The following is a 22,615-nucleotide window of genomic DNA, read 5'->3' on the forward strand; positions in this document are numbered from 1 at the left end:
CTCGCTTCACATGGCGGGCCTGAATTGTTTTGGCGAGGCTATATCTTGGACGCATTGGGCCTGAGCAGCGACGAATGGACGGCGATTTTCCTCAGCCTGCGCGTCTCTACAGTCGCGATGCTGGCGAGCTTGCCCTTCGGGATTGCCGCGGCGCTGTTGCTGGCGCGCGGCAAATTCTGGGGCAAATCGATCTTCAATGGCGTCGTCCATCTCCCCTTGATCCTGCCGCCCGTCGTCACCGGTTTCCTTCTTCTCATCCTCTTTGGCCGTAAAGGGCCGATCGGCGCCCTTCTCGACCAGTATTTCGGGATCGTCTTTTCTTTCCGCTGGACTGGAGCCGCACTCGCCTGTGCTGTCATGGGCTTCCCGCTGATGGTCAGAAGCATCCGGTTGTCGATCGAAGCGGTCGATCGCAAGCTGGAGGAGGCAGCCGGAACATTGGGCGCGAGCCCCGCCTGGACCTTCGCGACGATCACCCTGCCCTTGATCCTGCCTGGCATCATCGCCGGCATGATCCTTTCCTTTGCCAAGGCCATGGGTGAATTCGGCGCGACCATCACCTTCGTCTCCAACATTCCCGGCGAAACCCAGACCCTGTCGGCGGCGATCTATACCTTCACCCAAGTACCGGGCGGCGATGCCGGGGCCCTGCGATTGACCCTGATCTCGGTGGTCATCTCCATGGCGGCTCTCCTTGCCTCCGAATTCCTTGCTTATCTCATCGGCCGCCGGGTGGATTTCGAATGACATTGACCGTCGATATCGGCCATCGGCTGGGCACCTTCTCGCTCGACGCAGCTTTTACTTCGGAGAGCGGCGTCACCGCCCTCTTCGGTCGCTCCGGCTCCGGCAAGACATCGATGGTCCGCATCATCGCCGGGCTGATGCGGCCGGATCGCGGCAGCGTCGTCTTCGACGGCAGGGTGCTTGCAGATGCCGAAAAGCGCATCTTCGTGCCGCGCCACCGCCGGCACTTCGGCTATGTCTTTCAGGAGGCCCGGCTCTTCCCGCATCTGACCGTCCGGCAGAACCTCAGCTACGGCCGCTGGTTTGCGCCAAAGGCCGAGCGAAGCGAAAATCTCGATCAGGTCGTCGACCTGCTCGGCATCGAGGCCCTGTTGGATCGCCGACCCGGCAAGCTTTCCGGCGGCGAGAAGCAGCGCGTCGCAATCGGTCGCGCCCTCCTCTCCTCGCCAAGGCTGCTTTTGATGGATGAGCCGCTTGCAGCGCTCGACGACGCCCGCAAGGCAGAAATCCTGCCCTATCTCGAGCGATTGCGCGACGAAACCAAGATCCCGATCGTCTATGTTAGCCACTCCATCGCCGAGGTCGCGCGGCTTGCCAGCCATGTGGTCGTCATGCGTGACGGCAGGGTAGAGACAACAGGATCGCCGGTGGACGTCTTCAGCCAACCCGCGGCATCGCAGGTCTCAGACCGCCGCGAAGCCGGCGCCTTGATAGAGGGCCGCGTCGAGGATGTGTTGGGGGATCATGGACTGACGGTCGTCGCGTTGAAGGCCGGCCATCTCTTTGTTCCCGGCCGATCACCCGCGGTCGGCAAGACCGTCCGCGTGCATATTCCGGCCCGCGACGTCATGCTGGCGACAAGTCGCCCCGAGGGTCTCAGCGCCCTTAATATACTGGAAGGCAGGATCGACTTCATCGGAGGGGTCGTCGATGGAATGCTTGAAGTGCGGATCGACTGCGCCGGTGATTCCATTCTCGTTCGCCTGACGCGACTTTCCCTCGAGCGGCTTAATCTGAGCGTCGGCAAATCCGTATTCGCGATCATAAAGACGGTGGCGCTCGAAGCCTGAAACATAGGGGCCTGAAATCTACGAACCTGCCGGCGGCTCCTTGCTTCGGTTCGCCTCCAGCCAATCGAGTTCTCCGGCAAGCGCCTGCTCCAGGACGGCTTCCATATGTCGGAAGCGCTGCAGCAGCTCCTCGCCGAACGCGGTCAACGCAGCCCCTCCGCCTTTCTGGCCGCCACGCTGTGATTCGACCACGGGTTCACGGAACATCCGGTTGAGGTCGCTGATCAACAGCCATGCGCGGCGATAGGACATGTCCATCGCGCGGCCGGCGGCCGAGATCGAGCCGGTTTCTCTTATATGTTCAAGGAGTTCCATCTTGCCGCGACCGAGCCGATCCGCGGGCGGAAAGTCGATCCGCAGGACAAGCCGGAGAGAATGTTGCAAGGCGTCGCTCATCTATGTGTTTTCACCACTTCCTGTCGATTTTTACCTCTGCTCCTGGCCGCCCTGCATTGTCAAATCATGGCCTTTGCAGATTAGCTGGGCAACTGCTCGCAATTTCGCTAAAGAAGCGGCGAAATGTGAACAGAAACGCAGTTCAGGGCGTAAAGTGACCATGGTTGCGTCTTGAAACGTTAACGGATTGATGCCTATCTTTATACATGATTTGGGCAGCCGCCCGGATCAACGAAGCGCATGTTCTGTTATTTCAGGAAAGGAAAAGCACTGACAACAGTACACGCCAAGGGAAGGACGCAAGTCATTGTCCCGAAGAGCCCGGAACGTGGCGCCGATGCCGCTGCCCGCGCCCTGCAAGCCGTCCTCGTCAGCCTCGAGGATTCCAAAGCTGAAGATATCGTCACCATCAACATCGCTGGAAAGTCCGCGCTCGGAGACTACATGGTAGTCGTATCCGGACGCTCGAACAGGCATGTCCTGGCGATCACCGATCACCTCATCACCGACCTTAAGGACGACGGATACGGCAACGCCCGTGTCGAAGGTGCGGAAGCAGGCGATTGGGTGCTGATTGACACCGGTGACATCATTGTCCATGTGTTCCGCCCTGAAATCCGCGAGTTCTACAACATCGAGAAGATGTGGGCCGCGCCGGATATCGACGAGAGCAAGCTGCACTGACAGGTTCCTGAGTTTTCCGGGACCCGGCACGCGAAGCTGAACGGCCGGTCGACATCTTCCGGCAGATGGCGATGTTGCGCTGCTTTGAACGCAGCGCAAGTTGGGAGCGGGAATGCGCATTGGGCTTTTTGCTGTGGGACGGTTGAAAACCGGCCCTGAAAAGGATCTTGCGGCCCGTTATTTCGATCGGTTTGCCAAGGCCGGCCCGGCGATCGGCCTCGAACTTGCGCGCATGACCGAAGTCACCGAAAGCCGTGCATCGAGCAGCGACACGCGCAAACGCGAGGAAGCAGCCCAGCTGCAAAAGGCGCTCCCCGAAGGCGGCATCCTTGTTCTGCTCGACGAGCGCGGCAAGGCTTTCGACAGTGAATCCTTTGCAGAATTTCTGGGAAATTATCGCGATCAGGGCAAGCGCGATCTGACGATCGCGATCGGCGGTGCCGATGGGCTCGACCCCTCTCTTTACGACAAGGCGGACGCCACAATCTGCCTCGGCAAAATGACCTGGCCGCACCAACTCGTGCGCATCCTGATTGCCGAGCAACTCTATCGCGCCGTCACTATTTTGTCCGGCCACCCCTATCATCGGGCATAATATTAAACAATCGCTCACACAGGATTGTTTTGATTCAGTCTGCGGAATTGGCCATGCTTCTTGGCTAATCGCAGCAAATCAGCTTAGTTTCCGCGCGATTGAAAATTGGCCCGTATTGGATGACGCCTGCCCCGAAGACGCTTTTCCGCCTGTTGCCGCCTTTTGCGGCGTGCCTTGGCATGGGCATCCTTATGATATCGGCGGTCAATTCCGGCAGCATTGCCATTGCGCAGGATTCCGACGTTGCGGCTGATCAAAACCAGCCAGGATCGCCCGACGATCGCGAAGCGGCCGCGCCACCGGCAAGCGGACAGCCGGCAGATCCGGCCGCTGAACTGACCGAGAAGCGCAACCAGACGCGCGCCGAGCTGGACGCCCTGTCGAAGACCATCACGCTGTCGGCCGACAAGACCAAGGAGCTGCAGGACAGCATTGCCGCGCTCGACAAGAGCAGCGCCAGCCTGCGCCAGGCACTGATCGATTCCGCCACCCGCCGCAAGGAGATGGATGGCAAGATCCAGCAGAGCGAGAAAACCCTCACCGACCTGAAGGTGAAGGAGGACGCCATCCGCCAGTCGCTGCACGAACGGCGCGGTCTACTTGCGGAAGTCCTGGCGGCGCTGGAGCGCATGGGCCGCAATCCGCCGCCGGCCCTGCTGGTGACGCCCGACGATGCGCTCGCTTCCGTTCGCAGCGCCATCCTTCTCGGCGCCGTGGTACCGGGCATGCGCAAGGCGACCGACAAGCTCGTGGCCGACCTTACCGATCTCTCCAAGCTTCAGGCCGCCGCCGCCGCCGAGAAATCGGATCTCACAGCGACGATGACCAACAGCCTGGAAGAGGAGCGCCGAATGGACCTCCTCATCGCTGAAAACGACAAGCACAGCAAGGAAAACAGCGCCCAGTTGGATGCGGAGCGCAAGCGCTCCGAGGAGCTGGCAAGCCAGGCAACCAGTCTAGAGGGCCTCGTAGCCTCGCTGGAAAGCCAGATCGGCTCGGTTCGAGACGCCGCCGCAGCCGCCCGGCAGGAACAGGCGCGCCGGGAGCAACTCACCGATGAGCAGCGCGAGCAGGCCAAGGCGCTTGCCGAAAGCGGTGTGCCCGATAAAAACCGCATTGCGCCCGCATATCCCTTCTCCGACCTTAAAGGGAAGCTGGAGCTGCCTGTGGCAGGCGATATTCTCCGTCAATTCGGTGACGATGACGGAACGGAACATGCGGCCGCGGGCGTGACGATCGCGACTGGCCCCGAAGCGCTGGTGACGGCGCCGGCAGACGGAACGGTGGTATTCGCCGGTGCCTTCCGCAGCTACGGCCAGATGGTAATCCTCGATACTGGTGACGGCTATCACATGGTGCTTTCGGGCATGGATGCGATCAAGACGCGTCAGGGCAAGTTTGTCTTCGCTGGCGAACCGCTTGCTGTCATGGGCGAAAAAAGAGTCGCGAGCGCGACCGCATTGGCGCTGGAAACAGATCGGCCAACGCTTTACATTGAATTTCGAAAAGATGGAAAACCGGTCGATTCCCGACCTTGGTGGACCACCAAAGATACTGGAAAGGCACGCAATGATACGTAGGGCTTCACTTGTTCTCGCCGGTGCATTGATGGGTGCGACCGCGATGGGCGTCATCTATTCTGCAGTGCTGCCGGCTGAAGCGGCCGGCGCATCCACCTACAAGGAATTGTCGATCTTCGGCGATGTCTTTGAACGTGTCCGCGCGCAATACGTGACCCCGCCTCAGGAAGACAAGCTTATCGAAGCCGCCATCAACGGCATGCTTGCCTCGCTCGACCCACATTCGAGCTATATGAACGCCAAGGATGCCGAAGACATGCGCACCCAGACCAAGGGTGAGTTCGGCGGTCTCGGCATCGAAGTCACCATGGACAATGATCTGGTCAAGGTCATCACCCCGATCGACGACACTCCTGCCGCCAAGGCTGGCGTTCTTGCCGGAGACTATATCACGGCCATCGACGGCCAGTCCGTTCGCGGCCTGAAGCTCGAAGACGCCGTTGAAAAGATGCGCGGCGAAGTCAAGACTCCGATCAAGCTGACACTGATGCGCAAGGGCGTCGACAAGCCGATCGACATCACTGTCATCCGCGACGTCATCGCCGTTGCTGCCGTCAAGTCGCGCGTCGAGGGCGATGTCGGCTATCTCCGCATCATATCCTTCACCGAAAAGACGACGCCAGATCTCGAAGCAGCGATCGCCAAGATCAAGCAGCAGGTTCCGGCCGACAAGCTCAAGGGCTATGTGCTCGACCTTCGCCTCAACCCGGGCGGCCTGCTCGACCAGGCGATCAACGTTGCCGATGACGTTCTCGAGCGCGGCGAAGTGGTTTCCACCCGCGGCCGCAACCCGGATGAAACCCGCCGCTTCAACGCCGGCCCGGGCGACCTGACGGACGGCAAGCCGATCATCGTTCTGATCAACGGAGGCTCGGCCTCCGCTTCGGAAATCGTCGCCGGCGCTCTCCAGGATCTGCGTCGCGCGACCGTTCTCGGCACGCAATCCTTCGGCAAGGGCTCGGTCCAGACGATCATCCCGCTCGGCGCAAGCGGCGAGAATGGCGCGCTGCGTCTGACGACGGCGCTCTATTACACGCCATCGGGCCGCTCGATCCAGGGTACCGGCATCACGCCTGACATCAAGGTTGACGAGCCGCTGCCGGACGATCTGAAGGGCAAGCTGGTGACCGAAGGCGAATCCAGCCTGCGCGGCCACATCAAGGGCCAGAACGAGACCGACACCGGTTCCGGCTCTGCCGCCTATGTCCCGCCGGATCCGAAGGACGACGTCCAGCTCAATTATGCGCTCGACCTTCTGCGTGGCGCCAAGACCGATCCGGCCTTCCCGCCGAACCCGGAAAAGGCCGTATCCTCTAAGTAATCTCAAGGGCGCCGGGCCGGAAACAGCCCGGCGCTTCACACTATCGACTGGACGGTTTCCCGATCGGGGCGGGCACGGAAATTGGGAACGGATTTGCATGCACCCCTGGGCCAGAATCGCCCCCCTGGCCGCAAGCGACGGCCTTGGCCTTTCGGCCGCATTCTCGCCGGCCTGTGCCTCATGGCGGTCGCCGGATTCTCGCTTTATTCATCCCTGACAAAAGACCCATTGCAGAAGACTGAGCCGGTCGAGACGGCGCAGAAGGCGGCACCGCAGCCGGACGCCGACAAATCGAACCCAAATGCGGATGCCGGCAAAGCCACGATGAAACAGGCCGACCCGCAATCCGGCGCCAATGTTCAGCGAACGCTGACCGGCGACGGCTCTGTCGTAACCACCTTCAGCCCGCGACCGCGCGACGGCTCCGGCCCTGTCATCATCGACGCCAATCAGGTGGGCCAGGATCCGCGCATGGCGGGGATGCCCAACGATGCTCTGCTGGAGGATTCGCCCTACGGCAAGCTGCCGATCGTCGGCCCGAATGGTCTAAGGCCCATGGAGCAATATGCGCGGCCATGGTCCGGCGCCCGTGGGACGCGCATTGCGATTGTCGTGAGCGGCCTTGGCCTTAGCCAGACCGGCACGCAGCGGGCGATCGAGAAACTGCCGGAGGAAGTGACCCTTGCCTTTGCCGCAAGCGGCAACAGCCTGCAGCGCTGGATGCAGGAGGGACGCCGCAACGGCCACGAAATCCTGATGCAAGTGCCCTTCGAACCCTTCGACTATCCCGGCAACAATCCCGGTCCCGACACGCTGCTCACATCGCAACCGGTAGCGAAGAATATCGAAGAGCTGCACAAGGCCATGGGCGAAATCACCAATTACACAGGCATCATGAACTATCTCGGCGGCCGCTTCCTGTCGAATTCTGATGCGCTTGAGCCAGTCATGCGCGACATCGGCAAACGCGGCTTGCTCTTCCTCGACGACGGCTCCTCGGCGCAATCGAAATCCGGCACGATCGCCAAGGCTCTCTCCGTTCCCCACGGCTTTGCCGATGTGCAATTGGACGGCGAACTGCAGACCGATGCCATCATGAAGAAGCTGGATGAGCTGGAGCGGATTGCCCGCCGCAACGGCTCGGCGATCGGTGTCGCCTCCGCCTTCGACGAAAGCATCGATGCCATCAGCAAATGGAGCGAGGGCGCGGCCATGCGCGGCATCGAGATCGTTGGTGTCTCCGCCCTTGTCGACGATCCCGAACACCCCTGATCCGCAGGAGAAACCGATGAGCAAGACCCCAGAACCCATCAAGGCAGAGGATCTGCCCTACCGGCCATGCGTCGGCGTGATGATCTTGAACAGCCAGGGCCTCGTCTGGGCCGGACGGCGCATACCCGACGGCAATTCCGAATATGATGGCTCGCCGCAGCTCTGGCAGATGCCGCAGGGCGGCATCGACGACTGCGAAGACCCGCTAGAGGCCGCCTATCGCGAACTCTACGAGGAAACCGGCATGAAGACGGTGAGCCTGCTTGCGGAGGCAAAAGACTGGATCAACTACGACCTGCCGCCGCAACTGATCGGCATCGGCCTGAAGGGCAAGTTTCGCGGCCAGACGCAGCGCTGGTTCGCCTTCCGCTTCGAAGGTGATGATAGCGAGATCGCCATCAATCCGCCGCCGGGCGGTCACGAGGCCGAATTTGACGCCTGGGAATGGAAACCGATGACCGATCTGCCGGGACTGATCGTTCCCTTCAAGCGCGCCGTCTATGATCAGGTCGTTGCCGAATTCCAGCATCTGGCAGGCCTGCCCGCCGTTGACGACTGAAGCTGCAGAGCGCCGTCAAAAAGAAACGCCACGCTTGAGAGAGCGTGGCGTTTCTTTTCAGGATGGAACAGGCCTGGTCAAAACCCTGGCCGAAAGGCGCTTACTCAGCCTCGTCCGCCGAATCGGCGTTCAACTGGCCGTATTTCGTTTCGCCGATCTTGTTGAGCAGATCGATCTGGGTCTCGAGGAAATCGATGTGACCTTCCTCATCGGAAAGAAGTTCCTCGAACAGCTTCATGGAGACGAAGTCCCCGAGATCGTGACAGATTTCGCGTGATTTCTTGTAGGCCGTCCGAGCGTCGTATTCGCCGGCAAGGTCAGCTTCCAGCACTTCCTTGACATTCTGGCCGATCCGCAACGGCGCCAGCGTCTGGAGGTTCGGATGGCCTTCCAGGAAGATGATGCGGGCAACAAGGCGGTCGGCGTGGTGCATCTCTTCGATGGACTCGGCACGCTCTTTCTTGGCGAGCTTCGTATATCCCCAGTCTTCGAGAAGGCGATAATGGACCCAATATTGGTTGACTGCACCGAGTTCGAGAAACAGCGCCTCGTTAAGCCGCTCGATGACTTTTTTGTCGCCTTTCAATGTCCGCTCTCCTGTTCTCTTCATGGAATTGTCTCAGGCGGGACATGAAATCAAATATTTCCGCTTCCGTCGAGTGGCGACGGGCGTGATATTCCTCGGTCGTCTTGATGATCAGATCGACGACACCAGGGAAGCAGCCGCAGCAGCGGCCGCGCTTTTCCATGGCATGATATACTTTTGCAGGAACGATGAGCTGCCAACAATCTTCATCAAGGAAGGCGTTGATGACGTCTTTGATTTCCTTGTCGGTAATGTAATTGCAACTGCAGACCAGCATTCTCGTTCAGTCCGTCAAACATGACATTGTCTATCCTCTTTAATTGCTAAAGAAGAGGTCCGCTGTCAAGAAAGATTCATGATTTTTCCGCAGCGACCCTGTTGCGCATTGTCACATCGGCGTGACGCGGGCCGGGAATCAATGGAAATTGCGGCCCTTCGGCATGACCTCGGCAGTCTCGCCAGCATCGCTGCTGCCATCTGTCGCCGCCGGGGGAAGCAATGGGAGGGCTCTATTTGCATTCCGCGAAAATTTCCGCTCCCGTTGATCCATTCCCGGATACACCACTTCATCCGAGCGAGGATTGATGCCGAAGCGTCTGGCCTCGCGCTGCAGGATGCCAAGGGCCGAGGTCATGTCCTCGATATGGTCGACAACGACATGGATGACACCACTCTGGCTCTGCAGGCGACCCCGGATCTTGACCAGACGCGCGCCCATAACGACGGGACGGTACTTTTCGAAGGCTTTTGGCCAGACAATGGCATTCGAGACGCCCGTTTCATCTTCAAGTGTCATGAAGATCACTCCCTTTGCCGATCCCGGCCGCTGACGCACAAGGACAAGCCCGGCAATCGTCACCATCCTGCCATTCGCAACAGTGAGGAGATCGACACTGCGCGTAATGCCCATCTGCACAAACCGCTCACGCAGGAAGGAAACCGGATGGGCCTTCAGGGAGAGTGACAGGTAGCGGTAATCCTCGATCACCTGCTCGCCCTGCAGCATGGCGGGGAGAGAAACGGCAGGCTCGATCTGCAGATCCGTAGACCCCGCGACGTCGAATAGCGGCAGCTTTTCCGCAGCACTCTTCACATCCAGCGCGCGCACCTCCCATAGGGCCTGCCGCCGTCCAAGGCCGAGAGAGCCGAAGGCATCCGCATCCGCCAACCGCTCGATATCGGCCTTATCAAGGCCCGATCGCAGCCAGAGATCACGGACGGAGACATAGCCGGCTCCCCTATTCTTGAAAAAGTCGTCCAGCGCTTTTTCCGACAATCCCTTGATTTGCCGTAAACCAAGACGCACCGCATGCCGCGTCTTGATGACCTCCCGCATATCGGCATGCCTGAAATCGACCCTCGCTTGATCGAACTCGGCTTCTTCCAGAAGGCAATCCCAGTCCGAAAAATTGATATCGACCGGCCGGATCTCGACCCCGTGCTCGCGCGCATCGCGAACGAGTTGGGCAGGTGCATAAAAGCCCATGGGCTGCGAATTCAGCATCGCCGCACAGAAGACATCGGGGTAATACGCCTTCATCCAGGACGAGGCATAGACGAGGAGCGCAAAGGAGGCCGCATGGCTTTCGGGAAAGCCGTACTCGCCGAAGCCCTTGATCTGGTTGAAACATTGCTGCACGAATTCGAGCGGATAGTTATTCGAAAGCATGCCGTTGATGAATCTTCTTTCAAAATTATTGATCGTCCCCGTTCTCTTGAAGGTGGCCATCGCCCGTCGCAGACGATCGGCTTCCGCCGGCGTAAAACCGGCTCCGTCTATCGCGATCTGCATTGCCTGTTCCTGGAACAGCGGAACACCAAGCGTCCGCTCCAGAACCGCCTTTAGTTTGGCGCTCGGATATTCGATCGGAATGCCCTGTGCTTTCTGATCCCGCCGCTTCAGATAGGGATGCACCATATTGCCCTGGATCGGCCCAGGCCGGACGATCGCCACCTCAATGACGAGATCATAAAATGCTTTTGGCTTCAGCCGCGGCAGCATGCTCATCTGCGCCCGGCTTTCGATCTGGAAGACCCCGAGCGTGTCTGCCCGGCCCATCATCGCATAGACCGGCTTCCCTTCGTCGCCATGTTCCCGATTGCCAAGTTCCGCGAGCTCTTTCCTCACGCCGTAATGTGATTCAAGCAGTGAAAAAGCCCTCCGCAGGCAGGTCAGCATGCCGAGCGCCAGAACATCCACCTTCAGGAGGCCGACATTGTCGAGATCGTCCTTGTCCCATTCGATCATGTAGCGAGCAGGCATCGCCGTCTTCATGATCGGCACGATCTCGTCGAGCCTGTCCCGCGTAATGACGAAGCCACCGACATGTTGTGTCAGGTGCCGGGGGAAGGAAAGGAGCTCGGAAGCATATTTGAGGACGTGCAGAGTTACGGGGTCCTCCATGTCGAGCCCGGCCGCCTTCGCGTCACGTTCCGACAGATTGTCCTCAGACCAGCCCCAGACGAGGCTGCTGATCGCCGACTGCACGTCCTCCGACAGGCCGAAGGCCTTGGAAACCTCGCGACCGGCCGAACGCGTGCGATAGCTCGTCACCCCCGCCGTCAGCCCGGCATGCTCCTTGCCATACCGCTTGTAGATAAACTGGATAACTTCCTCGCGCCGGCTGTGTTCGAAGTCGACGTCGATATCCGGCGGCTCGTCGCGGTCCATGGAAAGGAAGCGATCGAAGAGCAGCGTGCTCTTTTGCGGATCGACCTCGGTGATCTCCAGGCAATAGCAGATGACAGAATTTGCAGCCGACCCCCGGCCCTGGCAGAGAATTTTAAGCTCATACCGGGCATGCTGGACAATCCGATGGACGGTCAGAAAATAGGAAGCGTAATTCTTCTCGCGAACGAGCTTCAATTCGTAATGGATCTGTTCGGCGACTTTTTCCGGAATCTTTTTGGGAGCGTAGCGTTTTGCCGCTCCGGACCAGGTCAGCCGCTCCAACGTCTCGAACGGCGTTTCCCCCGGCTCGTTTTCCGGCGGATAGTTGTGCATCAGTTCCTTGATCGAGAACTGAAGCGCGCCGAAGAAGCGCTTCGCATTGTCGATCGCATCGGGATATTCCCTGAAAAGCCGGGTCATCTCCCGATCGGCCTTGATATGGCGCTCGGCATTCGGCGCCAGCAGGAAACCCGCCTCTGAAATCAGCACATGCTCGCGGATCGCAGTGACCACATCGGATAGCGGCCGGCGTTCGGCGTGATGGTAGAGCGGCTGGTTCGTGGCGACGAGGGGAACCAGGGTGCGACCGGCAAGCAGCGCGAAAGTGGCAAAGCTCTGCCGGTCCCGGCCGTCATAGGCCGGCGAAAGGACCAGGTGGAAAGCCTCGCGGAACCTCGCGCGAAAGCGTATTAGACAGTCTTCCAGACGTCGGTAACTATCCGCATCACCGATAGCAGCACGATCAGGGACAAGGGCGAGCATCATCTCGTCGCCCCACTCGAGGAAGTCGTCCGCGTTCAGAAGGCAGGAGCCCTTTTGCGCCTCGTCCTTCAGGTTTCCCGCGCTCAGCAACCGGCAAAGATTGGCCCAGCCCTGACGATTGCAAGGATAGGCAAGGATGTCAGGCGTTCCATCGCAAAAAACCAGACGCGCACCCGGCTGGATCCGGATCGGCTCGATGACCGGATCATCCTTCTCCTTTTCGTCGAGCTCGCCACGCTGCCAGCGCTCATATTTGGCGGCGATATGCAGGGCCTGCATATGCGCCCGCACGACGCCGGCGACGGAGTTTCTGTCGGCTATGCCGAGACCGCCGAGCTTCATGACGGCGGCCTGCACGACCATTTCTTCGGGCTTGGACGCACCTTCAAGAAAGGAAAAATTCGTCCTTGCGCCGATCTCACAAAATGCGGTGGGGATGGTCATGCGAAAAGCCCGTGCATGAACCATTTGGGAGGATTTTCGCCGCCGTAAAGACCTTGGCGATAGATCCAGAAGCGATGGCCTGCCCCATCCTCGATGCGGAAATAATCCCGGCTTTCGGCGTTATCGATCCACCATTCCATGGCAAGCCGTTCCGGCCCTTCACTTCTTGCCACCTGATGCCGCAGGCGCCGCCATTGGAAAATCTGCGGCGGTCCGTCGGGCACCTCGGCAAGCACGGCTTCGACCGGCTCCGGCTTGGCCAGAAGCCGCAAGGGCCGCTCACTTCTGAAAGGAACAAACGGCTCTCCTTTGGCTTGCCGATGATGCTTCTCCGCTTCGATCGCCGGTATCGAGATTGCCGCACGCTCCGGCACATGGCTTTCGCACAGGGCAAAACGCTGCAGGCAATCTTCGCCGAGACGGGCCGAGACCCGATCGACAAAGGCGGACAACGATATCTCGTCCTGCCGATCACTATCGAAATCGGCCTGCCTAGCATCCAGGATGTCATGATGCAGCACGTTCAGCCGCAGAATTTCGAAGCCATAGCCAGCGTCGAGATCGTCATAGATTGCCTGCAGCCGTTCGGCAAACAAAGCAGCGATGGCCTTCGCCTCCCGGAGCGGCCGCGAAGCACCAACGGCGATGCGAAAGACCCTGCCGTCCACGCGAAAAAGAACCAACTCGAACCGCCTGCCGCCGATCCCTCGCGCCTCCAGCGACAGCTTGAGGGAAAGAGCAACCTGAACGGCAATTGCAAGAATCTGGTCTTCCGTTCCGACAGGTTCAGCCAGCTGGCGTTCCGCCGACAGGCTGGCTACAGGCCGGCGCGGCGAGATCGGTTCTTCCTGCTGCCCCAGAGCCTGATCGAGACGCAGAAGCAGCTCCGCACCGAAGCGACGGGCAAGCGGCGCCCGCGGCGCTCTCATGACGTCGCCCACATATTTGAGCCCGACCTTCCTCAACGCATCGATCATCTCCCGCTCCACCCTAAGAGCAGCAACCGGCAAGGAGGCCAGCACATCGAGAGCCCTCTCGTCGTCGATCAACCCGCCACTGCCAAAACGCGTTGCCGCCCAGGAGAGCCCTGGCGACGACGAAATGGCACCGCGCGCATCGATCCCCATCTGAAAGAGCCGAGAGAGAATATCCTTGAGAATGGCCGCCTCACCACCGAAGAGATGCGCACAGCCGGTAATATCGAGAAACAGCCCATCCTTTCCGTCAAGGGCAACAAGCGGAGTATAGCGATCGCACCAGTCGGCAATGCCTTCGAGAAAACGCCGATCAGCTGCAGTATCCTCATCAATCACGTCGAGCCTGGGATGGATAGCGCGCGCCTCGGCAACACCCTGTCCTTTTCGAAGGCCGATCTTCTCTGCCACTTCGTCCAGCGCCGTCAGCCGCATGGCGTTGTTCTGCCGCCCGGAACAGACGATCGGCGGCGCCTCAGGACGCCCGGTCGAACGCCAGGAGAGCCCCCATCGCTTTCTGGCGATCCGGTCCGTTGGAAGATGCGGGAAGTGGATCGCGAGAATGCGCTGTGCGTTCGCCTGGAAGGCGAGTGTCGACTGGCTGGTAGACAGGAAGAAACCGGCGGTCATGGGGATTCCACTCCAAAAGAAGGGAGATGGGAGCCGGGTTGCGGCTCTTCTCCAGGGTGAGACGAAAGACCGGATTGCCGATGCTGCCGCCTAGCATCGAACCATCCGGCAGAAGCCGCGCCTGAGCCGGCGCGGGGTCGACAAGAAAGCGGAAGAAAGCGCTACTGGCTTCTTCCTCGCCGGCTTGCCGCAAAAGAAAAAGAGGACGCTCCGACGCCTTTGCCCTGAGATTCAATCGCCGGCTTTCGGTCAGGCCGAAAGGCTTCGGATTGCCGCGCACCTCAAGAATGGTCGCAGGAAAGACACCGCTTTCAACAGCCGCTTCCGCAAGCCAAAGCGCGTCTTCGAGCTTGCGGGGACTTGCATGGAGGAAAAGCTCCGGCCGCAATCCGAAATCCTTCAAGCCGACGGCATAGGGAACACCGGCCTCCATCGAAGACACCCTGTCGGCGATCCATAAAACCGGCAGGCAGGTGCGGTTCTCCTCCTCATCCTGCCGCTGCACGAGTGCCGCAAGCGCCAGCGCAAAGCCGCTGCTCGAGCTGCCATCGCGCAGCATATGCGTGCGGATTTCCGTCAGGCCGTCGAGCGGCAACCCTCCCTCCAGGGCCTCGTCCAGATCGGATATGCCGAAGCTCAGACGGCGCGCATTCTCCCGCTTCTGCGCCTCAATACCGCCATTTGCCAAGTCCTGCATGTCAGCTGCAGCCAAAGCCGGCACCGGCTTGCCTTCGAGCTTCGCAATGGTTTCACGCAGGGCAAAAAGCTTTTCCCGCGCCACGGCAGCCTTAGCCATGGACGTTGCTCCAGATAATTTCGTTCCTGTTATGTTCCTATAGATTCCAGAGCGCTAAATAAGAGTCAATAACCAATTTATGTGAATTTATTCCTCTGCGAGAATCCGCTCTCGAAAAACTCAGCCAAAGGTTCTATATGGGCGAAAAGAAAGGACATCATCATGGCCCGCATTGACCAGAGCGAGGATTGGCGGGACCGTCACGCGCCGACGATAAGTGCATTCGAATCGCTGACCATGGAGGCCTACAGCCACCTGCCGGAGGAATTCCGGGCGCTGACCGGCAATCTGACCATCGAGATCGAAGACTTTCCGGACGACGAGGTTTTCGAGGACATGGCGCTCGAGACGCCATTCGACCTGCTCGGCCTCTTCGAGGGCCGCGGAGTCAGCGAGCGCTTCACCGTCGAGAACGGCGAAATGCCGAACCGCATCCGGCTCTATCGCCGGCCGATCATCGATTATTGGGCGGAAAACGACGAAACGCTGGGCGATATCATCACCCATGTGCTGATCCACGAGATCGGCCACCATTTCGGCCTCAGCGACGACGATATGGAGCGCATCGAGGCCAGCGCCGAGGAAGCGACAGACCGCTGATGCGGTCGGTCCATTTGTTTTAATGCAATTCCTGGAATTGCTTTCAGATCATTGCTCGGAAAGCTTCATCTCGGGATCGTAATCCTTGCCTTCGACATCCTTGACCACGGCCTGGCCGCATTGCATCAGGCCTGTTGCCGCGTTGAAGGCATAGGTCGGAGAGCCCGAGAGGGACCAGCCCTTGTTGAGGGCGGCACTCACCTTGTGGCAGAAGGAGGAATCGTCGGGGCCGCTCAGAAAACGGTAGAGTTTCATCTGCTGTCTTTCATGCTAAATCTGTCGTTCTGCAATCAGGCGAGCTTTATGGACCAGTCCCTCCGCCTGGACAAGATGCAGGCGCTCGACCATGCGGCCGTCCATGTTCACGACATTGAGATTGGCGGCCGCGGGATCCGCAAAGGCGGCAATGATTGCCTGCGCCTCCGCAAGCGCTTGCTCGTCAGGGCCGAAATGCCGGTTGGCAGCCTCGATCTGGCCGGGATGGATGAGCATCTTCCCGTCGAACCCCATGGCGCGACCCTGCCCGCATTCCGCATCCAGGCCTGCCATATCCCTAAAATCATTATAGACGCTGTCGATCGCATCGAGCCCATAGGCGCGCACCGCCAGAACCACCTGCATCAGCCAGGGCACGAGATAGGTCCGCCCCGGCTCAGGCAAGACGCCGGTATCCTTGCGCAGATCGTTGAGCCCGACGACGAAGCAATCGAGCCGGCTTCCCGGCGTGCGTCCCGCCTCAGCTATCGCAGCGGCGTTCAGGATACCCCGCGGCGTCTCGATCATCGCCCAGATGCGCAAGGTTTCCGCAGCATCGGCATCGCTCAGCCGATCCATGACATCGGTGACGTCCTGCGGCTCGCCGACTTTGGGCAGAAGCACGGCATCCGGCTCCAATGCCAGGACAAGATCCAGATCGGCATTGCCGAATTCGGAAGACGGCGCATTGATGCGAATGATCCGCTCCCTGCCCTCAAGCGGCGGACCGGACCAGAAGGCCTTCAGGTTTTCCCGTGCTTCCGCTTTTTTCTCCGGCGCAACGGAATCCTCAAGGTCGAAAATCACCGCATCGCAATCGAGTGCATGGGTCTTTTCGAGCGCCCGGCGATTGATCGCGGGAACGCTGAGCACCGAACGGCGCAGACGGATGGAGCGAGGAGGTGCGAAACGGCTCATCACCGATTTGTGCCAAGCTTTCCGCCGTCAGGCAAGACAACAAAAAGCCACGCTTCTCTTGCAGAGCAATAATCGAAGGACCACATGGATTGCAGAGAAAGGTCTCAAATCATGCAGAATGTCCGCACCATGTTCATCGCTCTTGCCGCCGTTACAGTCTTCACGGCGGTGGCGCTCCTTACGTTTTCGCTGACGCTTGCCGTCGGCGGCATCCTTACCGTCCTCATGGCGGCTCGTGCGATTTCGCTGCGCCTGAAGCCGGCCCCGGTGCGTGCCAAGACGAACGGTCAGCGCGAAATGCGCATCTGGAACGACGGGCGCGGCACCATCATCGATCTCTGATCGAAACAGCCAATCTGTCTCAAAAATTTTACTTGGCCCTGTCGGCCTTATCCGTTTTCCTGCGTCCTTGAGGAGGCTGGGCTTAGGCCCGTCCTGAAAATCACCAAACGGAGGATGATGAAGGTGACTGCGGAAAACGATCATCACAAGATGCCGCCCGTCAAGAACGGGCTCCTGCCTTATCTTACGGTGGATGGTGCGGTGAAGGCCGCGGAGTTCTATAAGCGCGCATTCGGGGCCGAGCAGGCCTTCATGGTTCCCCCCGATGAGAAGGGACGGACCATGCATGTCCATCTCTATATCAATGGCAGCTCGCTGATGATGAGCGACGCCTATCCGGAACACGGACATCTCCTGGTAAAGCCGCAGAGTTTCGCCCTGCAGCTCATCGTCGACGACATCGATTCCTGGTGGAATCGGGCCGTCGCCGCAGGCGCCGAAGTCGTCATGCCGGTCGAGCTCATGTTCTGGGGCGACCGCTACGGCCAGCTTCGTGATCCCTTCGGTGTCCTTTGGGCGATGAGCGCACCGGGAAAGACCAATTGAACCAGGGCTAGGCCGCGTCGAATCCGCACGCAGCCACGCTCCTAATGCAGATTTTCCTTCATTTCGATGGAAAACTGGACTAAACGCTGATCAACCAAACTAGATCTGCTGAAATTGGAGCCAGGCCATGGACAAATTCGTAAAGCTGACGGGCGTTGCTGCCCCTCTGCCGGTCGTCAATGTCGATACCGACATGATCATCCCGAAGGATTATCTGAAGACGATCAAGCGCACCGGTCTTGGCAAGGGTCTTTTCGCGGAAGCCCGCTACAATGAAGACGGCTCGCTGAACGAAGATTTCGTCCTCAACAAGCCGGCCTATCAGAACGCCAAGATCCTCGTCGCCGGCGACAATTTCGGCTGCGGCTCCTCGCGCGAACATGCGCCTTGGGCTCTCCTGGACTTTGGCATCCGCTGCGTCATCTCCACGAGCTTCGCCGATATCTTCTACAACAACTGCTTCAAGAACGGCATCCTGCCGATCAAGGTCAGCCATGAAGACCTCGAAAAGCTGATGGACGATGCATCGCGCGGCTCCAACGCCATCCTGACCGTCGATCTCGAAAACATGGAAATCACCGGCCCGGACGGCGGTTCGCTGAAGTTCGACCTCGACGAATTCAAGCGTCATTGCCTGCTGAACGGCCTCGACGACATCGGCCTGACGATGGAAAAGTCCAAGGCGATCGACAGCTTCGAGAAGTCGAACGCTGCTTCCCGTCCCTGGGCGGCCTGATCGGCCTCTTTCCATCCAATTGATTTTGAAGCCGGGCCTTGCGCCCGGCTTTTTCATTTCAGTCGAATTCATCGCGCATCGAGTTCTGTCTCTTTGAATAAAATCTCTTCCGAGGTGTTTGCATTGCAGCATTTCAAGGAGATCATCGACATGACTGCTGTACGCGAACGAACCTACCAGGCATCGCCCTCTCATCACGATAGTGTGACCATCGCCCTTCACTGGGCCACGGCGATCCTAGTGCTTGAGCAATTCGGCAGCGCCCATATCTGGGAACTGCTGCAAAAGGGAACTCCCTGGCGGAGCGGATTGATATCCACCCATGCCGCCCTAGGCATCATACTTGCGGCCGTCATCATTGCGCGCATCTGTTGGCGGCTTCTCAATCAGAGGAAGCTGCCGCCTGCTGTTTCAGGACTTCAGCATGTGGTCGCAAGCGCGGTCCATGGCCTGCTCTACCTTCTGCTGGCCCTCCAAATAACCTTTGGTTTCCTCCTGGGATGGTCCGCTGGCAACGCATTGAGATTTTTCAATCTTTTCTCGATCCCACCCCTCTTCGTCGTCGGACCGGACTTTCGGCATTTAATCGGCCCCCTGCACAATTATACCGCCTGGGCGATTATCGGCTTTGTCTTCATCCATGCAGCCGCTGCCCTGATGCACCATTACGTGCTTCGCGACCGTGTACTGCACCGGATGGTCCCGGGACTTTCCTCCCGATCGTAACCAGCGCCTGTTTGAAGATGCCGCAAATATCGAAGACGGCATTTGCTCGCTTTGTGCATAAAAAAACCCTCCCTGTTTCCGGGGAGGGTATAAGAGAAACTCCAGTTACCGGCCGCGGGCACGGCCAGTAATTACATTAGGTCATAATAATTTAGCGTCGTCAAATTTTTCCGTGCATTTTGGGGGGTATTTGAAACTGCGTCGAGCACCGTTGCTTTTTCGCCGCAGATAGTACCAATTTTAGCCCGCTTGGATGAATTGACGTAACGTAAGCTTCGGATACGCTGTCCTTGCGTAAGGGGATTACGCGAAACGAGGCTGCCGGCTCGAATTTTCCCAAGCGTAGCGAGCCCGGCAGCCTAAATTTCCTTATTTAGCGAAACCTTTTGTGGATTAATCTTTCCAGCGCTGGCTGAGAATCACTATTTCCGCGATCCTCTACAGGCTGCGCTTGGGCAGTCGAGGGGCTCGCTTGCATCCCCCAGCTCGAAAGAGCATGGCGAGCCCCGAGCGATCGGGAAGGCTAATCCCAAAGAATGATGCGTGATTTTGGCTGGCCTTGCGATCAATTGCGGGCGACTGCGAACGGATCAGACTGTAGCAGTCCGAATTCCCCACTCCATGCTGCAGCGAGTATGGGGCGCATCGATCGCCGATATTAACCAAGTATTTACCATTTACTTGCCAACGCCGGTAATATTAGCCACATCTAAGCCCATGTCCTCGTAGCTCAAATGGTAGAGCACCTGAGTTGTATTCAGGAAGACCTAGGTTCAATTCCTCAGCGAGGGCTCCATTTACATCAGCCTGTGCAACAACGGTTGACGCTCATCCGCGTCCACCTTCGCTCAGCAAAATCCTGTTTCGCACGGCATGTACGCCTTCGACGGATCGGGCAACGATCGTGGCGCGCTCGATCTGTTCGACGGTACCGACGCTGCCGTCGAGAAAAATATCAGCATCCGTCGCAGTGACCGTCACGTCAGACGCATCTATGCCACCGGCCACGCCAAGCGCATTGCTGACGGCCGCCTCAAGCGATGCTCGCGTGGAGTGATCGGTCTCCACCTGCGGCTCGATACCGCGAAATGTCGCTGCCTTGAAAACCATGATTCCATCTCCTCCAAAGCTCTATTCAGGCAAAAACGCGCAAGGCGCAGGGATGGTTCAACGGAATATGAAAAGTGCGCCTACCATTTCACCTGATAATTCAGACGAAAATCACTCGATTTCGACGATGACATGGGATCGGTGAGCGAGGCATTGAAACTGAGATTGGGCGCAATGGATTGATCGAAGGCGAGCGAGCTCGTGAACGCGCCTCTGACATCGGTAAACGTGCCGCTGGCAGACACGACCGTTCCCGTCCAGGGAGACGTCATCGTCAGAGCCTGCGAAGCGTTCAGGGAGGCGGCTTCGTTTCCGTTTGCTGCATAGTTGATGTTCAAGGAATGCGACATTCCGAGATCGATATCCTCAGAATAGATCCAATTGCGCGAACGGCTGAGCACAAGCGTGCTGTCACTGCGCAGCGGATCGACGCGCAACGCGACCTGCCGGCTCACCGATCCGTCGAACGTGTTTCGATCATCGGCGAGTTTTCCCCAAAGCGTCGCAAGCTGAGATCCGTTTTCGATCTTGCCGCCAGGAAGACCGCCGAGCCCAAGGTCGGCGCCGGCGCTTGCCTCCCACTCCATGGGGACCCGAAAGCCGACCGTGGCTTGATAGGCGCGCGGCGCCGTCTTGACAGGAGACCAGATCAACAGATCGCCGGCCTGCACATGGCCGCAGGTCAAAATAGTCGTGGCAAGCAAAGTCATGGTCGTGCGGAAATAGATGGATCTCGTCATGAAACATCCGGGATTTGTGTCAACACCATTGGGCATAAGCCCGACCGAGGACAGCAAGACGCGATGGCAAAAACCGCATCTCGACCTCAAGATTGATTGTTGGGCATCAGCCCTGGCGATGAACCGCCTGTTGCGCTGGGCGCGCTCCGGTATTTCCCAAGCAGCCTGGGTGGCTACAACTCCGCCGGAGAATCTCTTTTATGCAGAAATAATTTCATCGCTGGCCGGCCTTGTAAACCCTTTCACTTAAATTTCATGCTGCGCTGCACACTTGCCGTGCCAGACAAACCCCTGTAGAGCCGTGGGCGACGTGGGAAATATGCGGATATCCTGATGACCACCGGCAACCAGAAGCCGCGCCGACTGACGATTTTCGGCTCGACAGGCTCGATCGGCCAAAACACCCTTGATGTTGTTAATCAGCTTGGCGGACGCGAAGCCTTCGAGGTTGTCGCCCTCACCGGTAACAGCAATATCGGACTTCTGGCCGAGCAGGCAAAGGCCTGCGGGGCGAAGCTCGCGGTTGCCGCTGACGACAGCCAATATGCAACATTGAAGGAAGCGCTCGCCGGAACGGGCATCGAAGCCGGCGCCGGACGTGAGGCACTGATCGAGGCCGGAGCGCGCGAGTCCGATTGGGTCATGGCGGCGATCGTCGGCACCGCCGGGCTCGAGCCGACGCTTGCTGCGGCGAAACGCGGCGCCGATATTGCGCTCGCCAACAAGGAATGTCTGGTCTCCGCCGGCGAGCTCTTCGTCAAGGCGGTGGCAAGGGGCGGCGGACGGCTCATTCCCGTGGATAGCGAGCACAGCGCGATCTTCCAGTCGCTGGAGGATGACCAGCACCACGCCGTGGAACGCATCGTGCTGACTGCATCCGGAGGCCCTTTCCGTACATGGACCCGCGACCAGATGGCCGGCGTCACGGCGGAAATCGCCCGCGCTCATCCGAATTGGTCGATGGGCCTGAAGATCTCCATCGGCAGCGCCTCGATGTTCAACAAGGCGCTGGAGATGATCGAGGCGAAACACCTCTTTGATCTTCGCCCGGATCAGATCGAGGTGATCATCCATCCGCAGTCGGTCATCCATTCGATGGTCGGCTACACCGACGGCTCGGTGCTCGCCCAGCTCGGCTCCCCGGATATGCGAACCGCGATCAGCTACGCGCTGACCTATCCCGACCGTGCCCCCCTCAATGTCGAGCGACTGGATTTTGCAAAGCTCGCCAGGCTCGATTTCGAGGCGCCGGACGAAGTCCGCTTCCCGGCCCTGCGCCTGGCGCGGACGGCACTGGAGCGCGGTGGCGTCCAGGGCGCGGTGATGAACGCAGCCGAAGAGATTGCATTCCATGCCTTCTGCGCCGGGCGCATAGGCTTTCTCGACATGGCCGATGTCGCCGAACGGGTCATGGAGGACATGACGCAATTTGCGCCGGCAAACAGCATGGACGAGGTCTTCGCAGCCGACACCGAGGCGCGCCATCGCGCCGGCCGGATCATCGCGCATAAAGAAATGGCCGCATAAGCGGCCATTCACTTCAATATATCCGTAA

25 protein-coding genes and 1 tRNA gene are annotated in these 22,615 nt (G+C 59.2%); 16 read left to right on the forward strand and 10 right to left on the reverse strand.

Annotated elements, in window-relative coordinates; all coding sequences use genetic code 11:
- Positions 1 to 45 precede the first annotated feature (45 nt).
- Positions 46 to 747, forward strand: a complete 702-nt coding sequence (gene modB, locus EV561_RS12605; RefSeq protein ID WP_132521893.1) for a molybdate ABC transporter permease subunit — start codon at positions 46 to 48, stop codon at positions 745 to 747.
- Positions 744 to 1,817, forward strand: a complete 1,074-nt coding sequence (modC, locus tag EV561_RS12610; RefSeq protein WP_132521895.1) for a molybdenum ABC transporter ATP-binding protein — start codon at positions 744 to 746, stop codon at positions 1,815 to 1,817. Before modB ends, modC begins: the two co-directional genes overlap by 4 nt.
- 18 nt (positions 1,818 to 1,835) lie before the next feature.
- On the opposite strand, the gene EV561_RS12615 is transcribed toward modC, so the two are convergent.
- Positions 1,836 to 2,213: a winged helix-turn-helix domain-containing protein gene (locus EV561_RS12615; RefSeq protein WP_132521897.1), complete on the reverse strand. Its 378-nt coding sequence runs from the start codon at positions 2,211 to 2,213 to the stop codon at positions 1,836 to 1,838.
- Positions 2,214 to 2,453: 240 nt separating this feature from the next.
- On the opposite strand from EV561_RS12615, the gene rsfS reads away from it, so the two are divergent.
- The 6 genes from rsfS to EV561_RS12645 all read left to right on the forward strand — a co-directional run bounded on the left by rsfS (position 2,454) and on the right by EV561_RS12645 (position 8,224).
- Positions 2,454 to 2,897, forward strand: coding sequence for a ribosome silencing factor (gene rsfS / locus EV561_RS12620; RefSeq protein ID WP_132521899.1), 444 nt, complete (start codon positions 2,454 to 2,456; stop codon positions 2,895 to 2,897).
- A 112-nt stretch (positions 2,898 to 3,009) separates the two neighbouring features.
- A complete protein-coding gene (rlmH, locus tag EV561_RS12625) occupies positions 3,010 to 3,492 on the forward strand; it encodes a 23S rRNA (pseudouridine(1915)-N(3))-methyltransferase RlmH (protein ID WP_132521901.1) in 483 nt (160 codons plus the stop codon).
- Between the two features lie 179 nt (positions 3,493 to 3,671).
- Positions 3,672 to 5,072 (forward strand): murein hydrolase activator EnvC, encoded by a 1,401-nt coding sequence (locus EV561_RS12630; RefSeq protein ID WP_207910527.1) that lies wholly within the window; start codon positions 3,672 to 3,674, stop codon positions 5,070 to 5,072.
- A complete protein-coding gene (locus tag EV561_RS12635; protein ID WP_132521905.1) occupies positions 5,062 to 6,393 on the forward strand; it encodes a S41 family peptidase in 1,332 nt (443 codons plus the stop codon). The genes EV561_RS12630 and EV561_RS12635 overlap by 11 nt, the downstream gene beginning before the upstream one ends.
- 81 nt (positions 6,394 to 6,474) lie before the next feature.
- Positions 6,475 to 7,665 (forward strand): divergent polysaccharide deacetylase family protein, encoded by a 1,191-nt coding sequence (locus tag EV561_RS12640; RefSeq protein WP_132521907.1) that lies wholly within the window; start codon positions 6,475 to 6,477, stop codon positions 7,663 to 7,665.
- A 16-nt stretch (positions 7,666 to 7,681) separates the two neighbouring features.
- Positions 7,682 to 8,224 carry an RNA pyrophosphohydrolase gene (locus EV561_RS12645; RefSeq protein ID WP_132521909.1) on the forward strand — a complete coding sequence of 181 codons (543 nt, stop codon included), beginning with the start codon at positions 7,682 to 7,684 and terminating at the stop codon, positions 8,222 to 8,224.
- Positions 8,225 to 8,324: 100 nt separating this feature from the next.
- On the opposite strand, the gene bfr is transcribed toward EV561_RS12645, so the two are convergent.
- The 5 genes from bfr to EV561_RS37850 all read right to left on the reverse strand — a co-directional run bounded on the left by bfr (position 8,325) and on the right by EV561_RS37850 (position 15,087).
- On the reverse strand, positions 8,325 to 8,810 hold the full coding sequence (bfr, locus tag EV561_RS12650) for a bacterioferritin (RefSeq protein ID WP_132521911.1): 486 nt from the start codon (positions 8,808 to 8,810) through the stop codon (positions 8,325 to 8,327).
- Entirely contained in the window at positions 8,776 to 9,087 is a 312-nt protein-coding gene (locus EV561_RS12655) for a (2Fe-2S)-binding protein (protein WP_132521913.1), read from the reverse strand. Before EV561_RS12655 ends, bfr begins: the two co-directional genes overlap by 35 nt.
- A 138-nt stretch (positions 9,088 to 9,225) precedes the next feature.
- Positions 9,226 to 12,687 carry an error-prone DNA polymerase gene (locus tag EV561_RS12660; RefSeq protein WP_132521915.1) on the reverse strand — a complete coding sequence of 1,154 codons (3,462 nt, stop codon included), beginning with the start codon at positions 12,685 to 12,687 and terminating at the stop codon, positions 9,226 to 9,228.
- On the reverse strand, positions 12,684 to 14,225 hold the full coding sequence (locus EV561_RS12665; protein WP_281025460.1) for a DNA polymerase Y family protein: 1,542 nt from the start codon (positions 14,223 to 14,225) through the stop codon (positions 12,684 to 12,686). The genes EV561_RS12660 and EV561_RS12665 overlap by 4 nt, the downstream gene beginning before the upstream one ends.
- Positions 14,137 to 15,087 carry a hypothetical protein gene (locus tag EV561_RS37850; protein WP_245512656.1) on the reverse strand — a complete coding sequence of 317 codons (951 nt, stop codon included), beginning with the start codon at positions 15,085 to 15,087 and terminating at the stop codon, positions 14,137 to 14,139. Before EV561_RS37850 ends, EV561_RS12665 begins: the two co-directional genes overlap by 89 nt.
- Before the next feature lie 162 nt (positions 15,088 to 15,249).
- On the opposite strand from EV561_RS37850, the gene EV561_RS12670 reads away from it, so the two are divergent.
- The gene (locus tag EV561_RS12670; protein WP_132521919.1) at positions 15,250 to 15,687 is read left to right on the forward strand and encodes a metallopeptidase family protein; all 438 of its coding nucleotides are present in this window, start codon (positions 15,250 to 15,252) and stop codon (positions 15,685 to 15,687) included.
- Between the two features lie 48 nt (positions 15,688 to 15,735).
- Here the strand turns inward: EV561_RS12670 and EV561_RS12675 are convergent, their stop codons facing one another.
- Together EV561_RS12675 and EV561_RS12680 are read right to left on the reverse strand one after the other, a co-directional pair.
- On the reverse strand, positions 15,736 to 15,942 hold the full coding sequence (locus EV561_RS12675) for a DUF1737 domain-containing protein (protein WP_132521921.1): 207 nt from the start codon (positions 15,940 to 15,942) through the stop codon (positions 15,736 to 15,738).
- A gap of 15 nt (positions 15,943 to 15,957) precedes the next feature.
- The gene (locus EV561_RS12680; protein ID WP_132521923.1) at positions 15,958 to 16,860 is read right to left on the reverse strand and encodes a CoA ester lyase; all 903 of its coding nucleotides are present in this window, start codon (positions 16,858 to 16,860) and stop codon (positions 15,958 to 15,960) included.
- Positions 16,861 to 16,971: 111 nt separating this feature from the next.
- Here EV561_RS12680 and EV561_RS12685 point away from each other — a divergent pair, with 111 nt between their 5' ends.
- The 5 genes from EV561_RS12685 to EV561_RS12705 all read left to right on the forward strand — a co-directional run bounded on the left by EV561_RS12685 (position 16,972) and on the right by EV561_RS12705 (position 20,006).
- Positions 16,972 to 17,202, forward strand: coding sequence for a hypothetical protein (locus EV561_RS12685; RefSeq protein WP_132521925.1), 231 nt, complete (start codon positions 16,972 to 16,974; stop codon positions 17,200 to 17,202).
- 117 nt (positions 17,203 to 17,319) lie between these two features.
- Positions 17,320 to 17,748, forward strand: a complete 429-nt coding sequence (locus tag EV561_RS12690) for a VOC family protein (RefSeq protein WP_132521927.1) — start codon at positions 17,320 to 17,322, stop codon at positions 17,746 to 17,748.
- Between the two features lie 127 nt (positions 17,749 to 17,875).
- Complete coding sequence (gene leuD / locus EV561_RS12695) at positions 17,876 to 18,484, forward strand: 3-isopropylmalate dehydratase small subunit (protein WP_132521929.1); 609 nt, start codon at positions 17,876 to 17,878, stop codon at positions 18,482 to 18,484.
- A gap of 150 nt (positions 18,485 to 18,634) precedes the next feature.
- Positions 18,635 to 19,210: a cytochrome b gene (locus EV561_RS12700; RefSeq protein ID WP_132521931.1), complete on the forward strand. Its 576-nt coding sequence runs from the start codon at positions 18,635 to 18,637 to the stop codon at positions 19,208 to 19,210.
- 719 nt (positions 19,211 to 19,929) lie between these two features.
- Positions 19,930 to 20,006 (forward strand) — tRNA-Thr (locus EV561_RS12705).
- 32 nt (positions 20,007 to 20,038) lie between these two features.
- On the opposite strand, the gene EV561_RS12710 is transcribed toward EV561_RS12705, so the two are convergent.
- Both EV561_RS12710 and EV561_RS12715 read right to left on the reverse strand, forming a co-directional pair.
- A complete protein-coding gene (locus EV561_RS12710; RefSeq protein WP_132521933.1) occupies positions 20,039 to 20,320 on the reverse strand; it encodes a BON domain-containing protein in 282 nt (93 codons plus the stop codon).
- 80 nt (positions 20,321 to 20,400) lie between these two features.
- Entirely contained in the window at positions 20,401 to 21,060 is a 660-nt protein-coding gene (locus EV561_RS12715) for a hypothetical protein (RefSeq protein WP_132521935.1), read from the reverse strand.
- Between EV561_RS12715 and EV561_RS12720 the strand changes: the two genes are divergently transcribed.
- Together EV561_RS12720 and dxr are read left to right on the forward strand one after the other, a co-directional pair.
- Entirely contained in the window at positions 21,059 to 21,310 is a 252-nt protein-coding gene (locus tag EV561_RS12720) for a hypothetical protein (RefSeq protein ID WP_132521937.1), read from the forward strand. The genes EV561_RS12715 and EV561_RS12720 overlap by 2 nt on opposite strands.
- A gap of 83 nt (positions 21,311 to 21,393) precedes the next feature.
- Positions 21,394 to 22,587, forward strand: coding sequence for a 1-deoxy-D-xylulose-5-phosphate reductoisomerase (gene dxr / locus EV561_RS12725; RefSeq protein WP_132521939.1), 1,194 nt, complete (start codon positions 21,394 to 21,396; stop codon positions 22,585 to 22,587).
- Positions 22,588 to 22,615: the final 28 nt, after the last annotated feature.

This window comes from Rhizobium sp. BK376, assembly GCF_004341625.1.
In the GTDB taxonomy this organism is placed as follows: Bacteria; Pseudomonadota; Alphaproteobacteria; order Rhizobiales; family Rhizobiaceae; genus Rhizobium.